This window comes from bacterium (genome assembly GCA_035419245.1).
In the GTDB taxonomy this organism is placed as follows: Bacteria; Zhuqueibacterota; Zhuqueibacteria; order Residuimicrobiales; family Residuimicrobiaceae; genus JAKPUX01.
In genome coordinates this window covers 61217-79116 of the sequence record DAOLSP010000003.1, presented here as the reverse complement: position 1 = coordinate 79116, position 17900 = coordinate 61217, and the positions used below count along the sequence as shown (strand labels likewise).

Annotated in this window: 13 protein-coding genes and 1 pseudogene; 2 read left to right on the top strand and 12 right to left on the bottom strand. The window is 61.1% G+C overall.

Features of this window, described 5'->3' with window-relative positions:
- Positions 1-3: 3 nt before the first annotated feature.
- The 8 genes from PLH32_06245 to amrB form a co-directional block, all read right to left on the bottom strand.
- The gene (locus PLH32_06245; protein ID HQJ64196.1) at positions 4-1995 is read right to left on the bottom strand and encodes an SLBB domain-containing protein; all 1992 of its coding nucleotides are present in this window, start codon (positions 1993-1995) and stop codon (positions 4-6) included.
- A 265-nt stretch (positions 1996-2260) separates the two neighbouring features.
- Entirely contained in the window at positions 2261-6067 is a 3807-nt protein-coding gene (locus tag PLH32_06240; GenBank protein ID HQJ64195.1) for an Ig-like domain-containing protein, read from the bottom strand.
- Between the two features lie 260 nt (positions 6068-6327).
- On the bottom strand, positions 6328-6933 hold the full coding sequence (locus tag PLH32_06235; GenBank protein HQJ64194.1) for a FlgD immunoglobulin-like domain containing protein: 606 nt from the start codon (positions 6931-6933) through the stop codon (positions 6328-6330).
- A gap of 87 nt (positions 6934-7020) precedes the next feature.
- The gene (locus tag PLH32_06230; GenBank protein HQJ64193.1) at positions 7021-8097 is read right to left on the bottom strand and encodes a sigma-54 dependent transcriptional regulator; all 1077 of its coding nucleotides are present in this window, start codon (positions 8095-8097) and stop codon (positions 7021-7023) included.
- A gap of 206 nt (positions 8098-8303) precedes the next feature.
- Positions 8304-9179 carry an ATP-binding cassette domain-containing protein gene (locus tag PLH32_06225; protein HQJ64192.1) on the bottom strand — a complete coding sequence of 292 codons (876 nt, stop codon included), beginning with the start codon at positions 9177-9179 and terminating at the stop codon, positions 8304-8306.
- Positions 9169-10479 carry a dNTP triphosphohydrolase gene (gene dgt / locus PLH32_06220; GenBank protein HQJ64191.1) on the bottom strand — a complete coding sequence of 437 codons (1311 nt, stop codon included), beginning with the start codon at positions 10477-10479 and terminating at the stop codon, positions 9169-9171. Before dgt ends, PLH32_06225 begins: the two co-directional genes overlap by 11 nt.
- Positions 10480-10483: 4 nt before the next feature.
- Complete coding sequence (locus PLH32_06215; GenBank protein HQJ64190.1) at positions 10484-11362, bottom strand: DUF2520 domain-containing protein; 879 nt, start codon at positions 11360-11362, stop codon at positions 10484-10486.
- Positions 11363-11398: 36 nt separating this feature from the next.
- On the bottom strand, positions 11399-12250 hold the full coding sequence (amrB, locus tag PLH32_06210) for an AmmeMemoRadiSam system protein B (GenBank protein HQJ64189.1): 852 nt from the start codon (positions 12248-12250) through the stop codon (positions 11399-11401).
- 311 nt (positions 12251-12561) lie between these two features.
- On the opposite strand from amrB, the gene PLH32_06205 reads away from it, so the two are divergent.
- On the top strand, positions 12562-12720 hold the full coding sequence (locus tag PLH32_06205) for a hypothetical protein (protein ID HQJ64188.1): 159 nt from the start codon (positions 12562-12564) through the stop codon (positions 12718-12720).
- Between the two features lie 106 nt (positions 12721-12826).
- Here the strand turns inward: PLH32_06205 and PLH32_06200 are convergent, their stop codons facing one another.
- From PLH32_06200 to PLH32_06190, 3 genes and pseudogenes are all read right to left on the bottom strand, one after another.
- Positions 12827-13897: a TerC family protein gene (locus PLH32_06200; GenBank protein ID HQJ64187.1), complete on the bottom strand. Its 1071-nt coding sequence runs from the start codon at positions 13895-13897 to the stop codon at positions 12827-12829.
- A 215-nt stretch (positions 13898-14112) separates the two neighbouring features.
- Positions 14113-14241: pseudogene (locus tag PLH32_06195) on the bottom strand ((2Fe-2S)-binding protein).
- Positions 14242-14252: 11 nt separating this feature from the next.
- Positions 14253-16340 carry a prolyl oligopeptidase family serine peptidase gene (locus PLH32_06190; GenBank protein ID HQJ64186.1) on the bottom strand — a complete coding sequence of 696 codons (2088 nt, stop codon included), beginning with the start codon at positions 16338-16340 and terminating at the stop codon, positions 14253-14255.
- A 199-nt stretch (positions 16341-16539) separates the two neighbouring features.
- Between PLH32_06190 and PLH32_06185 the strand changes: the two genes are divergently transcribed.
- Positions 16540-16683 carry a hypothetical protein gene (locus tag PLH32_06185; GenBank protein ID HQJ64185.1) on the top strand — a complete coding sequence of 48 codons (144 nt, stop codon included), beginning with the start codon at positions 16540-16542 and terminating at the stop codon, positions 16681-16683.
- On the opposite strand, the gene PLH32_06180 is transcribed toward PLH32_06185, so the two are convergent.
- Positions 16649-17872, bottom strand: a complete 1224-nt coding sequence (locus PLH32_06180) for a glycoside hydrolase family 5 protein (protein HQJ64184.1) — start codon at positions 17870-17872, stop codon at positions 16649-16651. The two genes, PLH32_06185 and PLH32_06180, sit on opposite strands and share 35 nt — an antisense overlap.
- Positions 17873-17900 lie beyond the last annotated feature (28 nt).

The following is a 17900-nucleotide window of genomic DNA, read 5'->3' as shown; positions in this document are numbered from 1 at the left end:
GGCTCACTTCGTCGCATTCTGAATGACAAGATAGATTGTCGCGATCTGGCCGGCCACCAGAATGGTGTCGCGGAAGATCTGCCAGTAATTCCGGTCCGGTTTGCGCGGCACCCAGATCCGGTCGCCGGGGCCGAACTCCTTGACCGCTTCGTCGTCGAGAATATCTCCGGCGGCCTTGATCACCTTGGCGCGCCGGCCGTCGGCATCCCAGCTCAATCCGCCCGCCTGGGTGAGGTAGTACTTGAAATTGGCCCCCGGTTTGAAGAGCACGCCTCCGGGCCGTGCGACACGGCCAGAGACCTGAACCACCCGCGGCGTCTTGGGGACCTCAATCACATCGCCGTCGCGCAGGGCGACATCCTGACTGCGGTCGTTGAGCAGCAGCAGGCGGCGGAAATCGACCACGATCCGGCGGGCGTCGCTGCTGTTCTGTCTCATCACCAGATACTCATACTCGCGGTCGCTCATCTGATCGCGGGGCATCGCCATCAGGCGCTCATACTCCTTGTCCTCGGGTACCGGCTGCAGCCGCCGGGTGAGCTTGGCATCGCTGACCAGCGCATCGGCGGTAAAACCGCCCGCCATTTTCATCACCGTACTGAGCAGGGTGGAATCATCGACGATGGGATAATAGCCGGGAAAGGTGACCTCGCCGCGCACTTCGACCATGGGTCCGACCTTCCAGTCCGGAATGCGGCGGATGAATACCTGGTCGTCCGCGCCGAGGAGCAGGTCGAGCGAGTCGGCCCCGCTCGTCATCGCTTTTTCGAGATTGATTTCGCGGATGACCGGCGGCCGGTTGGGATCCACACCCGCCACCTCTGCCCTGAGCATCCAGGCGCTGCGTGTCAAGCTGCCAGCCTTGAGGATGAGGTCACTGAGATGCATCCCCGCCTCCCACTCATAAGCGCCGGGGCGGTTGACCTCGCCCTGAATCGTCACGGTCTGGTGCGGGATCTGGTCCTTTAATGAATAGACGTTGATACGGTCCGCATTGGCCAGCACCGGGCCGGCAGAATCCGCGGAGGTGAGATCGAAATACTGAATGCGACGCGAGCCGTCCGGCAGCACCTGGCTGAGCTCGACCTTGCTGCGGAGGGCCATATCGGTGAAACCACCGGCCAGGGTGATAAGGCCGGCGAGATTCTCCAACTTTCCGGGAGCCAGCTCATAAATAGCCGGCCGGTAGACCTCACCGGTGATCTCGGCGTGCAGACGTGCCGGAGGGACGAATATCTTGTCCCCGCTCTGCAGCAGAACATCGGCGGACTGACCGGGTTTGAGGAGGTGGGTGTAGAGATCGACGCTCGCCACCAGATTCTCGCCGCGGTAAACCTGAATATCGCGTAGCGAACCACGCTCGGTCGGGCCTTGGGCGCTGGAGACGGCATCGAGCACACTGTTGAGGGCGGAAAGGGTATAGTTTCCCGGCTGGCGGACATCGCCGGTTACCGCCACCCGCACCATCTTGGGGGCGAGTAACACCAGATCGAGGGTGTAGTTGCTGTAAAAGCGGCGCAGGCGGAGGTCGAGCATCTGCCGCGCCTCGGCGAGCGTCATTCCCTGTACTGGCAGGACTCCGATCGTCGGTAGATAGATTTTGCCGTCAGCGGTGACCGTCGTTTCAAAATTTTCGAGCGCTTTGCCGCCGAGGTGGATGGCGAGATGGTCGCCGCCTCCAAGGGTGTAGCTATCGTCGGCCTTACCGGCGCTGATGGCCGATTGGGTGGGAAAGGAGAAAAACTGTTGGCCAAAGAGGGAAAGAGATGTGGACGATTCAGAACCGGCAGTGACCGTTTGACCGGCTGGACTGCCCGCGGGTTGGCCCTGAGCCGCCGGTACAGCGGGACCCCGATTCTGGCTGGACGCGCTCTGCCCCGCGGGAGCGACGGTATTGTTTTGTGCCGATGCCGATTGACTTGCCGCACGCCCCGCGGCCAGCGCCAACAACGCGAGGCCGAGTACCAATCCCCAACAGGCTGGATGTCTGTTCACCAGGTTGCACCCCATTCTTTCAGTCTGTTCATCCCATCCCCGCGCGACATGCCCGAGATCCGCGCTGATGTAAGATTTTTGTACATCGCAAAGTAAAATATAGTCAAAATAACCCGACAAGTCAACAAATATCACTACCTTCAAGGTACACACCCCGCGTACGATTTCGTGTGACGCTGCGCGCTTTTTTCATATAAAAAAAGGCGCCGCGGTGCTCCCTCCCGATGCACCCGGCGCCTGCACGCTGGAAAACAGGGACTGCTGTCTACTTCAAATAGGTCATCTTGCGCGTCAAGGTGTAATACTTGTCGCGATAGGTGACCCCGTTGCGCTGCGCATTCTCCCAGACTTCCAGACGATAGATATAGACCCCCGCCGCCACCGGGATTTGGTCATCGTTAAGACCATCCCAAATGAGGGCGTGGACGCCGGCGGATGCAGTCGACTCATAGAGCGTGCGCACCTCGCGGCCGAGGATGTCATACACCACCAACCGCACCTCCTTGTCGTACGGCAGCTCGAAACGGATCGAGGTGCGCGGATTGAAGGGATTGGGGTAGTTGGGCAGCAGCGCCACGCTGGTCGGCCGCTGTGCGCTCTTTTTCTTCAACCCCTCCAGTTCGCCATTGCTGAGGGTGCGGGCGAAAGCCGGCTCCTGGAGCAGCACGACATACATGCACTTGGCGCCGCGGGCGCCGGCGGCGTTGTTACCACCGAGGGTGACCTCGCCGGCAGCGAAATAGGCCGCCCATAGGTCCAGCTTGCCGCTACTCTCCGAGACGCCCAGGGTGTGACCGGTTTTAGTGAACCGCGTCATCAGCCAGGCCGGCACGGCTGCGGCGTTGGCATCGTAGGCCACATAGACCACTGTGGCCTGGCTGACGGTGATCCTCATAAAGCTGGTTGCGGCAGCCCCCTTGTCGCCATTGGCGGTCATGATCATCTTGGCATGAATAAGGTCCTCCGGCGCCGAGGTGATCACATAGTTGCGGTCGACGTAATAGGGCGCGCCCACCGCGACGAAGGAGAGATTGGTCTCAGCGGCCCCGGCGAGGGTGACCTGCAGGGAGGGGACGAAGGTATAGGCCAGCACCGCGCCGCTGATGGCGGTGCCGCTCTCCACACCAGCCACGCCGGAGACGGTCAGGGTGTAGGCCCGCCCCGCCTGATGGCGCGAGGTGGTGAGGGTGACCTTATTGAGATCAGCATCCATTTCGGCGTCGAGAACCGCCATGTCATCGGAGATGTGGTAATTGCGGCGGTTCTCGGCGCTGTAGCGCTCGACCGCCTGATTGAACCAAACCTCAACCAGCATCTCGCCGGCCGCGGTGACGCGCTGCACCCCCGGCGCAGCGGCCGCAGAGTTCGGCACCATATAAAATCCGGGGGTGTTGGCCTCGATCACCAGATCCGAGCGGCCTTCACGGGCGATACCGCTCAGGAGCAGCACATAAATACGGTTGAGGGCATGCGTGGAGGTGGTAAGCCAGACCCGGGTTCCGTTGGCGTCGAGCTTGGCCGCAGTGACCTTGATGCCCTGGATCTGATAGTTGGCCGTATTCTCGGCCGTGCTCTTGTCAAGACGCATGGTGAAGGTGATATAGAGCTGGGTCTCACTGACTGCGGTCACGCCGCTCACCGCCGGCAGCGGCTCGGCGGCGATCTTTCCGAAGCTGAAGGCATAGGAGCTGTTGGCGGCGATGGTGTTACCCGCCGCATCGCGCACCCCGTTGACCATGAGGAGGAGGATGACCCCGCTCGGCAGGGGCTCGACCTCGAGGAGATACTGATGCGCGGCGCTGCCCGGCGTCACCTTGAGCACGCGGCCGCTGCTCAGGGCATAACCGGAGAGCGTCCCCGCTGTGACCGCATCGACCGCCTCGCTAAAGCTGACCTCGAGATGCCGCTGGTCGATGATCCGCACCAGGGCGATGGTCGGCGGCAGGGCGTCCGCCGGCTCGTAGAGATAGGAGTAGCTGCTGTTGGCGGCGATGGGATTGGCAGCCTCGCTGGCATCCTTTACATTGCTGATCCGCAGCACATAGAGCTTGCGCGGTTCATGCGCCGTGGTCTTGAGATGGACGATGCGCTGCGAGCCGTCGAGCTGTGCGGCAAGCACGGTGATGCTGCCGCTGATCTGATAATTGGCGAGGCGCTCCGCCTCTTCCCTGCTCACCTGCTCGTTGAACATCACATCGAGCGCCGCCGGATCGTTGACCCGCACCAGCGAGATCACCGGTCCGAGCGTATCCGTGCCTTCATAAAGATAGCTGTAGGCGCTGTTGACCGGAACCGACCGATGGTAGACGGTGGCGTCGCAAACCTCGTTGATCGTAAGGATGTACACCTTGCCTGCTTCATGGGGCGAGGTCGTCAACGTGACGCTGCACCCGTCTTCGCCGAGTTTGGCGGCAGTGACCGCCGCGCCGCGGTTGAGCTGATAGTTGCCGCTCTTTTCGGCGCTCGCCTTCTCCAGGCTTTTGCTGAACTCGACTTTCAGTTCAGTGGCGCTGCTGACGGTGACCCGGACAATGGTCGGCCCGGCAGTGAGTTCGCCGCTACCATAGACGTAGGCATAGGAACTGTTCGGCAGAATCTCGTTGCCGACGGTGGTGGCGTCCAGAACCTGATTGACCACCAGCACATAGACGCGGCCGGCGGTGTGGGCGGTTGTCTCGAGGGTGACCGTCTTGCCTTCGATATCCAAAGCGGCGCCGGTCACGACCACCCCGTCACTGATCTGATAATGGGCGAGGGCTTCGGCACTGTTGCGGTCGAGGGTTTCGTTAAAGCGTACTTGAAGGTGCGTCGCATCGCTGGCGGTGACGCCGCTGATCATCGGGCCGATGTGGTCGACCGGCTCGAAGACATAGCCGAAGGCCGTGCCGCCGGCAACGGGATTCTTTTGTGCGCTGGCATCGCGGACATTGCTGACATTGAGGACGTAGAGGCGGCCGGTCTGGTGCGCACTGGTCCGCAGGCGGACGATCTGACCGGAGGGATCGAGTTCGGCACCCAGCACCAGGACGTCGCCCTGGATGGTATAATTGGCAGTGGTCTCGGCGCTGCCTTCGTCGAGAGGTTCATTGAAGAGGATCTCGACCTGGTCCGCATCGGTGGCATGGACCAGGGTGATGGTCGGGCCGATCAGGTCCTCCGGATCGTAGGCATAAGAGTAATAGCTGTTCGGCAGGAGCGGATTCTTTTGCGTCGAGCGGTCGCAAACGTTGTTGACGGTGAGGATGTAATTCTGCCCGGCGGCATGGGCCGAGGTGGTCAGCTGCACCACATTGCCCGCCGAGCCGAGGGTGGCCGAGAGGACACTGACCGAGCTGCTGATATGATAGTGGTCGAGCGCCGTGGCCGAGGCGGGATCGAGCGGTTCGCTGAAATAGACCGAGAGGGTGGTCGGCGAAGTGAGTCGGGCCAGGGTGATGGTGGGAGGATCGGTGTCACTATCAGCCGTACCACCGGGGGCCGTGTAGGCCAGGGTGCTGCCGGCTGCCAGCACATTACGCGGGATCCCGAGGTCCTTCACGCCCTTGACCGCCAACAGGTAGGCTGTCCCGGCAGTGTGGCTGGTGGTTGTCAGGACCACGCTTTTGCCATCGCTCTGAAGGCGGGCGCTCTGAACGGCCACCGCCGGGGAGATGGTGTAATTGGCGGCCTTCTCGGCGCTGGTCTTCTCGAGGGCCTCGCTGAAGGCGACGCGCAGTTCGGTAGGGCTGAGAGCCGCGGCGGCCATCAGGGTCGGTGCCTGGGTGTCCCCTGCCATACCGCTGATGGCATCGGTGAGGGCACTGGTATTGTTTGCCTTGTCATAAGCGGCCAGCGCGAAATAGTACAGCTGCCCGGTTTCGAGACCGGTGACGGTGCAGGCGGTTACATTTCCGGCATCGAAGGCCTGCGTCAGAGCGTTGGCGGCGGTGCCGTAGTGGATGCGGTACCCCGCCAGATCCCCGTCGCTGTTGGCCTGCCATTTCAGCCGGGCGTCAGCCGCCCAGATTATTGTATGGATTAGAGTTAGCAGCATCACCAGGATGCCCGTCCGCAAATTCACAACACGCTTCATTCCGGTCCTCTCCATGGTTGCGGATTCAAGATGGTCGGTCTATTCACCGGAGACCTATTCAAAGCGCATGCCAGAAAAGAGGACGGAAATGGATCGTTGTTTTTATTTCCGTTATCTATGACTTATGGTGCCGCCGGAAATCCGAATATTTCGAGAATGAATGTGAGGATTACAGGCTGGGAATCAGCGGCGCGAAAATGAAACGCCCCGGAGCGAGGCGTCCGGGGCGGCAATCAGGAAAGCGATGCGTGAGACGGAATTCAGCGGATGATGGTTACCGGCGTGGTCAGAATTTTGATCCCGGTCTGAAAACGGATATAATAAACGCCTGCAGCGAGCAAGGCACCGGCATCGTCGCGGCTATCCCAGCGCTGGGTGTGAAAGCCGGCGGCAGCGGCGGTACGGGCGATGGTGCGGACCCTCTGACCGAGAGCATTGAACACCATCAGCGTGACCTGCTCGCGCGCCTCCGGCAGGGCAAAGCGGAGCCAGGCCGTCTCCCCGGCGCGCACCGGATTGGGCCAAGCGCTTTCGAGGCGGTAATTCCAGGGCGTCGAGGGGGTCTCGCCGCCACCTGGAGCAGCCGCCACTTCCGCAGAATAGGCGCTCTCGTTCCCCCAGACGTCGAGGGCGGTCAAAGCGAAGTAGTAGGTGGAGTCGGCGTGGAGGTCCGGCACCGTATAGCTGGTGACATTGCCCACATCGAGGGACACACTGTAGGCGCCGGAGCGGGTGCCATAATGCACGCGATAACCGAGGAGATCGGGTTCCGTGTTGCTCGACCAGGCGAGCGCGATCGAAGCGGCCTGGGCTGCGGTGCCGGAAATCAGGAAGGTGAAGATAAGAATAAAGCGATTTAATTTCATAATTTCAATACACTTAATACAGAGTTGGCGGGTGCAGGCCTCAACAGCCCGGAGGATTGTTATGCTGCAGCAGTGCGGCTGGCCAGATTATTTCTCCGAATTCTTGCGCCAGCTGGCATGCGAGATCTTGTGCTGCGCGATCTTGTAATTCAACGCGCGCGGCGAGATGCCCAGCAGAACCGCAGCCTCCTTCTGTACCCATTTGCTGCGCTGCAGAGCGATGGTGATGGCCGTCTTTTCCAGTTCCTCAAGATTGAGGGTGTGCAGGCTGGGACCACGGCGTTCGTCGCGCCGGCGGTCGCGCCCGCCGGCGGCAAAATAATCCTTGCCGGTCAGGGCCAGGTCTTTGGCGGTGATCATATGTGCGGGATTGACGACCAGCACCGCGCGCTCGACCAGGTTACGCAGCTCGCGGATATTGCCCGGCCAGGAGTGGTTGGCCAGCAGCAGCCGCGTCTCGTCGTCAAAATCCCCCACCGACTTTTTGATCTCGGCTGCGAATTTACGCCGGAAGTAATCGGCGAGGATGAGAATATCCTCGCTCCGCTCGCGCAGGGGCGGCACGTGCATGGTCACGACATTGAGACGGTAATAGAGATCAGTGCGGAAGCGCCCTGACTCCATCTCCTCCCAGAGATCCTTGTTGGTGGCGGCGATGATGCGCACATCGACGTGGATCGTACGCTCTCCCCCCACCCGGATGAAGGCCTGCTCCTGCAAAACCCGCAGGATCTTCGCCTGAGTCGAGGGATGCATGTCGCCGATTTCGTCGAGAAAAAGGGTGCCGCCGTCGGCCTGCTCGAACTTGCCGGCATGGCTCGACACGGCGCCGGTAAAGGCCCCGCGTTCATGACCGAAGAGCTCGCTCTCGAGCAAGTGCTCCGGCAAGGCGGCGCAGTTCACCGTTACGTAGGGCTCGCGGCTGCGCAGGCTCTGCGCCTGGATCGCGCCCGCTATCAGCTCCTTGCCGGTACCCGTCTCGCCCTGGATCAGCACCGTAGCATTGCTACGGGCGATCTTGTCGATGAGGCTGTAAATCTTCTGAATCTCCGGACAGCGGCTGAGCTTGGGGTAGTAGGTCTCAAAGTAGGAAAGATCGGGTCTGAGATGCTGCTCTACGTCCTGGTGCAATTCCGCCAGCTGAAGCTCGTCCACATACTTCATGATGCTACCTCCCGGCACAATTCTCCCCAATCCTGCCCAGTGCCTGCAAATACTTTGCCATGACCTCCCCATAGCGGTTGACCCAAGTCACATCAGGAGCATAAGGATATATTTTATAATTACTTTTCACTCAACAAGTTATAGCAGCAGCACGCGGTCTTCTTACACCACTCCGGGTGGAGCCAGCGCCTCGGGGGGCTTCGATATCACTTCAGGTGTCCGGAATCAATCCGGCTGTCTCTTTTTCGAACAATCGCGCGCAGGGCGCGCAGGCTCCCGGCTGCGCGGAGGGCTGGCGGCCAGGTCGCGGCCCTCTTCTCCTTCTCTTGCAGGAAGCGTGGCATCTCGAGACTCGCGGCTTGCAGCAGCGCGGCATCGGCGAAGAGGCGGCCGGGCGGCCCGTCGAAGACAATACGGCCGGCCATCATCACCAGCACGCGGCCGGCGATGTTGTTGACGAAATCCATGTTGTGGGTGACCACCACCACTGTGGTCCCCGCCTCCAGCAGGCGTTCGATCATCGCCTCGACACCGCGGACGCCGCGCGGATCGAGACCCGCTGTCGGCTCATCCAAAACGATCATTTCGGGCTCCATGGCGAGCACGCCGGCAATGGCTGCGCGCCGCTTTTCCCCTTCGCTGAGCTGAAAGGGTGAGCGGTTGCGGAAACAGTCTGGATCGAGGTCGACTTGGTGCATCGCCCTCGCCACAGCAGCCTCGATCCGCGCCTCCGGCCAGCCGAGATTGTGCGGTCCGAAGGCGATGTCCAGGGCAACGCTCTCCTCAAACAGCTGCGCCTCGGGAAACTGGAAGACCAGGCCGATACGCTGCCGCAGCCGGGTCTGGTCGAAGCCCTTGCTCCAGATCTCTTCTCCGTCGACGCGGACGCTCCCCGAAGAGGGGCGCAGCAGTCCGGTGAAATGCTGGATCAGGGTGGTTTTACCCGAGCCGCTTGGGCCGACGAGTGCCGTGCAGCCGTTGCCGCCGATTTCAAGGTCGATGTCGCTCAGGACCATCCGGTCCGAGGCGCCGATGCCGGTATAGCGGTAACTGACTCTATCAAGCTGCAGACTAACGGTCATGGCGCGCCTCGCCGATGCGCCGGTATTCAAGCTCGGCATAATTGTCGGTCATGCCAGCGATGTGGTCGCAGATGGCGCGCAGAAAGCGGTCGTCCGCCTGCAGCTGGCGCTCAGAGATAGAACGGGCGAGAAAGCCGCCGCCCTCGGCGCGCCATTCGTCGAGTTCGACGCCGGAGTAGGCCGGACCGGTCAGGACCGGCGCGAGGCGATAATCGGGCAGCAGGCCGGGATTGAGATAAAAGCTCCTGAATAGTGTGCGGATGACCTCCCGGGCGTGGTTGTCGCTGCGCTCCTCCGAGGCGATCTGGATGATTTCGCTGGCGATGAAGCGGTCGAGTTCCTCCTGGAGGGGATCGACACGCTCGCTGAACCAGACCAGCAGGGTATCGAAATAGTCGGTGCGTCCGGTCAGCCGGATGAAATCGTCGATACGCTCCAGTGTGGCCTCCATCACATCGGTGACCAGAAAGTTGACGAGGCTGCGGATGAGAATGTTGCGATAGATAAAGTTATCGGTCAGCACGAGCCCGGCGCGGCGGTCGATCTCCCCGATGATCGGCAGCCGGCGCACCCGGTCGAGGCTCACGAAACCGGCGCGTATCCCGTCCTCGAGATCATGGGTGCGCTGGGCGATTTCGTCGCAAACCGCGACGATCTGGCCTTCGATGGTCGTGGCATGATCGAGCGGGTAGTACAGACCCTGCAAATTGAAATCGGGAAAGTGGAGGACATCGCGGCGCAGCCGGGTGTGTTTAAGAATGCCCTCGCGCACCGCCGCCGTCAGGTTGAGGCCTTCCCAGCGATACTTCTTTTCGAGGATATCGACCACCCGCAGGCTCTGGTAGTTATGCTTATAGCCGCCGGCGTCCTGCGGCGCCAGAGTGCCCTCGAGGGAATCCTCCCCGCTCATGATGCCGTGCAGCACCACCTCGCCGATATGGCCGAAGGGAGTATGGCCGAGATCGTGGCCGAGGGCGATGGCCTCAGCCAGATCTTCGTTGACGCCAAGGCCGCGCGCCATGGTGCGCGCCAGCTGCGACACCTCGAGGGTGTGGGTGATGCGGGTGCGGTAATGATCGCCCGATTCGGTCAGGAAAACCTGGCGTTTGTGCTTGAGGCGGCGGAAGGCCCGCGAATGGATGATGCGGTCGCGGTCGCGTTGAAACGCGGTGCGGTAGGGATGCTCGGGCTCGAGCCGCAGCCGTGTCGCCGCGGCCTGATTGCTCTGGACGGCATAAGGTGCCAGAATGGTTTGTTCGATCCTTTCGAGATCGCTGCGAAGTCTCAGTGCTGAATTCATGGCCTCATTCAGGGGTTTGTGTAAGCAACCGGATCAATTCGTCCTTCTGTAACAGCGTCAGCCGGCCCGCTTGTTCCGCCAGGCGGACGAGATAGAGACTGAGGGCGCGGTAGAGATCGAGGAGCTCCGGAGCCTGGGTGTTCAGGGCGCGAAGGTGGCCTGCGATCGTCCCGGCATCCGCGCGGGAGACCGGACCCGTGAGCGCAGCGGCCGGGCCGGCAGCGAGCACATTCGCGAGGGTGGTCTGCAGCAGCGGCACCGTCATCGCCGGTTTCTCCGCTGCGGGCCAAGGGAGGCCCTCCAGCAGCTGCAGGGCCGCATCGCAGAGCGCCACCAAGCCGCTGGAGAGCAGGGTGGCCGCCGCGTGATAGAGCGGTTTCTGCGCGGCGGTGATTCTCAGGGGATAACTTTTAAGCCGGCTGATGAGGGCTTCGAGTCGCTCCAGGGCCCCCGCCTCGCCCTCCAACGTAATGGGGATGCCGCTCCAGCTCCGCCACGCTTCCGGCCGGTCTGAAAAGCTTTGCAGTGGATGCATGGAGGCGAGAGCGGCGAAATCCTTCAAGGGCGCAAGGACCGCCGTCGGCAGGGCGCCGGAGCAATGACAGACCAGGGCTGCAGCGGGCCACCGCGAAAGGGTTGCCAGCTGCGCCGCCAGAGGAGCAATGGCGTCATCGGAGACGGTTAGGAAGAGGAGCGACCAATCCCCCGCCCCCAGCGCCTGGATCTCCGTGCCGGCTTGCGCCCCGCAGACCGCAGCAGCCCGTTCAGCCGATGCCGGATCAGCATCAAAGACCGCGGTTACGGTGTATCCGGCCCGCGTTAGGGCGGCTGCCAGGCTGGCACCGGCACGGCCAGCACCAATCAGGGCGAGGCGCTCAGTCATGACATCTGGCCTGCGAAGCACGGTGCCATCGTACCTTCATGCGGCCGGCCACTCTACGGCAGCGGCGGCATAACCGACTACATAGCCGCTGTGCTCGCCGGTAACCTCTTCCGAGTTGGTCTGCGCCAACAGCCGCACTCCGGTGGCGCCAAGGCGCCGGCCGGTGTGCAGGAGCGCGGCGATGGGACCAGCGCCGCAAGCTTGGGCGGCGCCGGTTTCATGGGCGCGGCAAAAAGCCTCGCCATCCCCTTGCTGCAGGAGATCGAGGGTTCGAGCATCCGCGCGCCGGCAAGCCAGATACGATTCGCCATGGTAAAGGTCCGAGCTGGCGATGATCAGCATCCCCGGGCGATACACTGCAGCGAGGGCTTCACCCAGGGCCCGGCAAACCTCCCAGCTGTAATCGTGAAAAAGGGCGGCCACCAGTTTAAACTTGCCCGGCAGAGCCGACTGCAAAAAGGGGAGCTGGACCTCTAGGCTGTGCTCGGGGCGGCCGCCGGTGAGGGAGTGACCCTCCTCTGAGAGATGGAGATGATCCGGTGCAGCGGCAGCCAGTTCCTGCGTCAGCTCGCCATCGATCTCGATCTCGCCCAGAGGCGTGGCATAGGCCTCGCCGGGGTAGAGCGCGACGTCGCGGATGTATTGGCCGTGGCTGGGCGCCACCACGACTGCGGTATCAACGGCCTGGGCGGCGGCCAGGCGGTATCCGGCGGCAGCCGTGGCGCCGGAATAGAGGTAGCCCGCGTGTGGGACGACCACGCCGAGCAAGCGCCGGCCTACATCCTGCAGCGGAGCGCCGGCAAGCAGGGTATCGATCAAGGCCCGTAAGGCATCGGGTTGAGCGGGATAGAACTGCCCCGCCCAGGCTGGTTTGCGAATGCTTTTCATGGACTCTCCTTCCCCTGACATAAAATATCTATTGTTTGCCTGCGAAGCAAATTCTTTTTTACGGGGCCGTAGCGGCAGGCAGGCAGCGGAGCGGAGCGCCTGGCGGTGGGTGGGCACGAGAACTGAGGGTACCGGCGGTAGCGGCAGGCAAGCACCAGGGCGGAGCGCCTGGCGGATGAATACTTTATTTTGACACAAATCGTTGAGGATCTCGTATTAAAGGATACATCCCAAACGGAGGCTGGCATGAAAGCCTGCCGTCTCCCTCGGGCGCCCGGATTCCTCTGCGCCGCCGCCTGCGCCTGATCCGCATGGAGGCCGAGCTGCGCGCCGCGCACGACATGCAGATGGCCATCATGCCGCACGAGACACCGCAAGTGCCGGGTTTTGAAATCTCCGGGATCTACATCCCGACCAATCAAGTTGGGGGGGTCTTCGATTATGCCTGGGTCGGCAGTGACCATAAGTAGTTCGGTATGGTGATCGGGGATGTCTCCGGTAAGGCGATGCGGACGGCGAGGTCCATCATTACGACGACTTGACTGTCATCGTCGCGAAGGTCCTGCCCTGATCCGTTCAGGTTGCAGCGCGCGCATCGCGCCGGTTGGCCAGCAGCGAAAGTACCACCCCGCCGATCAGGATAAGCAGGATCACGCCGAGGAGGATAAAATTGAACTGCTCTCCCAAGAGCTGCTTAAGCCACGACGCCGTCAGCATCTTGACTCCCACCAGCATCAGCACAACCGCCAGCGCGGTCTTGAGATAACGGAACCTGTCGAGCATGCCCGCCAGGGCGAAATAAAGCGAACGCAGGCCGAGGATGGCGAATACATTGCTGGTGAAGACCAGGAAAGGATCGGCGGTGATGGCAAAAATGGCCGGGATCGAATCGACCGCGAAGATGAGATCCGTGGTCTCGACAATGATCAGGGCGATGGCCAGCGGGGTAAGCAGGATCGCCCCTTTCCTGGCAGTGGCAACCACCGCATCATCGATCTCGGCATCCCCGGGCAGCTCGCCTTCATGGGAGGCGGCGCTCCCGGCGCGCACGATAAAGTGCTCGCCATGGAAACGCTCGGTGACGGGAAAAAAGCGCCGCACCAGCCGCACAACCGGATTGCGGTTCGGATCCTCGGCCCGGGAATGCATGAAGAACATCTTGGCCCCGGTGACAATAAGAAAAGCCCCGAAGAGGTAGAGGATCCAGTGGAACCGGGCGATGAGCGCTGCACCGATCCCGATCATGGCCCCGCGCATGATCAGGGCGCCGAGAATGCCCCAGAACAGCACGCGGTGTTGGTAGAGGGCGGGCACGGCGAAAAAGCCAAAGATCATCGCAATGACAAAGATATTATCGATGCTCAGCGATTTTTCGACGACATAACCGGTCAAGTACTTGATCGCCGCGGTCCTGCCGCTGTTGATCAGGCCGTCGACGGCATCGGGCTGCGTTCCCAGGCCGAACCAGTGGCCCTGATAGGCGTAATAAATAAAAACCGCGAAGAAGAGTCCCAGCGAGATCCAGACCCCCGACCAACTCAGCGCCTCCTTGAGGTGAACTACATGGGCCTTGCGATGAAAGACCCCAAGATCGAGCGCCAGCATCAGCAACACGAAACCGATGAAACCCAGCCATAATCCGATCATTTTAATATCCTGTTTCCGTTTGTACTATAAAAAACGCGCGGCCGGAGTCGCGCGTTGTGTTCACTGCAACAAAAAAATGATGGGGATCTATTCCCCGGCACCCTTGAGGGAAGTCCTGGAGATGGGCAGCCGGAACAGACAAAGCGCCGCAACGGCGGAGTACGCCCGACATCGCCTCATTGATCTCAGCGTCCGCCGGATCCGGCCTCTTTTCCAGCAGCGCCGCAGCCGTACGTGGTCCCCGTCAAACCGAGAGTCTCGCGCAGCACCCACAGCAGCGGGGTATCCGGATTGACCTCGAGGGCATGGCGTTTGCCGTTGACGATCAGAACGATGGAGGTCATAAAGGCTCCGGTTATTTCAGCATTTTCAGCAAGTAGACCTGTTCGAGGGCCAACATCCGTGCCCGTTGTTCATTGGTCACCCCCGAGCCATGTCCGCCTTCGGTGTTTTCAAAGTAATAAAAAGGATAACCCATCGCCTCCATTTTGGCGGCCATCTTGCGCGCATGGCCGGGATGGACGCGGTCGTCGCGCGTGGTCGTAGTGAAAAAGACCCTAGGATATTTCTTGCCGGCCGAGAGATTCTGGTATGGAGAGTACTTGCTGATGTAGGCCCACTCCTCCGGCAGATCGGGATTGCCGTACTCGCCCATCCAGCTCGCTCCAGCGAGCAGCTTATTGTAACGCTGCATATCGAGCAGAGGGACGGAGCAGAGGACCGCGTTGTAGAGTTCTGGGTGCTGGGTGAAAGCGACGCCGACCAGCAGGCCGCCGTTGCTGCCACCCTCGATGCCGAGGTGACGCGGTGAGGTGATCTTGCGCCAGATCAGATCCTCGGCAACCGCCGTGAAATCATCATAGGCGCGCTGCCGGTTCTCCTTCAGCGCAGCCTGGTGCCATTGCGGTCCGAACTCCCCGCCGCCGCGGATGTTGGCGAGCACATAGACCCCACCCTTCTCCAGCCAGGCCACGCCGCGCACCGGCGAATAGCCGGGCTGCATGGCCGCTTCAAAACCGCCGTAGCCATAGAGCAGGGTCGGATTGGCGCCGTTCATTTTAGCCTTTTTCGAACGGACGACAAAGTAGGGGATTTTGGTTCCGTCCCTGGAGGCCACTTCGAACTGCTCCACAAGCAGGCCGGAGCTGTTGAAAAAGTGGGGCAGGCTCTTGACATTCTCTATCTTTTTGCCGTTGGCCGGGACGTAATACAAGGTCGTTGGCGCCAGAAAATTGGTATATGTGAAGAAATAATGGTCGGAGAGGTCGTCGGTGGCCGCCAGGCCGATAGTGCCATATTCAGGGGCGGCAACTTTTTCGCCCATCCACTGGCCATCCTGTAAGGTGTACCTGAACAATTCGCTGACCACATTGGTCAATTTATGCAGGAGCAGAGCATTCCTGGTCGTGGTCATTCCAGCCAGGTTTGAGCGCTCACTCGGCGCGAAAACGATCGAAAAGGCCCGGTCACCCATCAGAAACCGGTCATAATCTATGCTGATGAGGGTGCCCGGCTTGAAGGAATTCGTTCCCGTTGTCCAGTCCGATTTCAATTCAACCAGCATCTGGTTTTTGAAAAATCCATTGAATTGGGCATCATCAGGAAGGTCGAGTTTGATCAGCTTGTCACCCTCCATGACAAAACTGTTGGACGTAAAAAAGGTGATATTTCGGGAGACCACGATATACTGGCGTTCCGGCGTGTTGACGGCCCCGGCCCAGACGCCCATATCGCTCTCCTGGCCAGCAAAGAGGGTGCGGGCGCCGCTCAGAGAAGTGCCGCGGTACCAGATTTTAGCAATCCGGGGATAACCGGAAGTCGTAAGAGTGCCGGGACCGAAATCGGTACCAACCAGCAAGGTGTTCCGGTCGATCCAGGAGACGCTGCTCTTGGCTTTCGGCAGAAAAAAGCCACCGGGGACGAAGGCTTTCTTGACCAGATCGAATTCACGGATTTCGACCGCATCGCTTCCACCACGGGAAAGGCTGACCATGCACAGATCGTAGCCCGGATAGAGCCAGGTCGCCCCCTTGAAGGCCCACTGCTCCCCCTCCTTCTGGCTGAGCGCATCAAGATCGAGCACAGTCTCCCATTCGGGAGCAGGCTTGAAATAATCCGCCAGGAGGGTGCGGCGCCAGAGGCCGCGCGGATTTTTCTCATCCTGCCAGAAATTATAGACATACTCTCCGATCAGGGAGGGAAAAGCAATCCGCTCATTGGAATTGAGCACGGCCAGGATCTTGCTGTAAAGGGCATGGTATTGGGGCTCCTTCTCCAGCTCGGCGACGGTCGCCGTGTTTTTGGCCTTGACCCATTCGAGGGCCCGCTGGCCTTCGACCTCCTCGAGCCAGATGAAGGGATCAGCCGCTTCCTGAGCGAGGAGAGCCGGTACCCAGGCGAAAAGCAGCAAAGCTGGTAGGGTGTTGAGAATGGATATCCTCATTTTTGGCCTCCAATTTGGTTCGCACCTGCCTGCCTGCGCCGGGTTGGAACCAGAAGGCGGGGTTCACCTCAGTTCTCGGTCCCACCCAGCCTTGCTCTCGCTCTCGGTCCCACCCTGGCGACGCCGCTCAAATACAATCCGGGCGAGCGCTTCAGCTATCTGACCTTCTCGAGCCATCGGCCATGGTGGGCAGTTCATTGTGATTGTGCCCGAGCTGGAGATGATCATCGTTACCGCCAGCCGGCCGCCTTACGGCGATAATCTCTGGGAGCGGGCCAACGCGCAGGAGGCGGCGGTGCTGCAGGTGATCAGCGATGATGTGGTGGGGGCTGTAGCGCCTTGATATAGCCCGGGTTCGGGGTGCAGCGGTCAAACGGAATGTTCTCCAGCAACCCGGCCAGCGCCCTCTGCACGACCTCCGGTGCCGGGCGCGCCTTGCGGATCTCCTCAAAAGTCCGGCGCGGCCCTTCCGCGTAGGCCATAATCGCCTCCCATTCAGCCGGACGCGCGAACGAAACAATGCCCCGGCTCGAGTCCATCTTTTTATACGGCCAGAAACTCCAGCCGATGTTGTGCTGCTCCAGCAGCACCCGGAAACCGGTGATCCACTCGTCGGTGTTCTCCCCAGATTCCCCCAGCCAGATCGGCACATGGTATTTGTCGCGGAAATCCAGATAGGCCTGGATCTCCTTCTGCTCGATCGGCATCCAGTACTTGTGGAAGGAGTAGGCAAGATTAGCGGCGAAGGGCGGCCCGAAAACCGCGAAGTTGGTGTCCCATTGCGCGCCGCCGAGGAAGATGATATGATTCGGATCAACCTCGCGGATGGCCTGAACCAGACGTTTGTAGAGGGGCTCGAGGTTGGCGTTGAGCATCTCCTTGTCGGGGAAAAAGTGGGCAATCGGTTCATTGAGCAGGTCGTATCCCAGCACCGTGGCGCGCCCGGCATAGCGCTCCGCGATCTTGTGCCACAACCGGATGGTCGTCCGCTGCGCCGTCGAATCGGTGAGCAGCCAGGGATAGCCCCAGCTGTCGTCGATGTTGTCGCCGGTCTGCCCGCCCGGAGCGGCGTGCAGGTCGAGGATGACATACATTCCCTCCGCCTCGCACCAGCCGATCACGTCATCCAGACGGCGGAATCCCTCCTCCAGCCAGATCTCCGGATGATCCTCGACTATAAATAACCTGTAGTTGAAGGGGACGCGAACGTGGTTGAAGCCCAGCCCCTTGAGATAGTGGATATCGGCGCGGGTGACATAACGGTCGCGAAAGCTCAGCCAGAAGGCATTCACCGCGTCGGCGCCGGCCAGTTCCTTCAACACCTGATCGATGAGCCGGAAGGAATTGACGTTTTTAAAGTGGAACATATAGCCCTCGGGATTGAGCCAGTTGCCGAGGTTGGTGCCGCGCAGCAGGATCTCCTGGCCGTCCCCGCCGCGAATGCTTCGGCCCTCTATATAGGCGTAGCGGGGCGGCTGCGCCAGGAGCAGCGATGCCCAGATCAGTACCAGCAACCCGATTCTTCTCCGCATGGTCTCTCTCCCTCTCTGTATAAAAAGA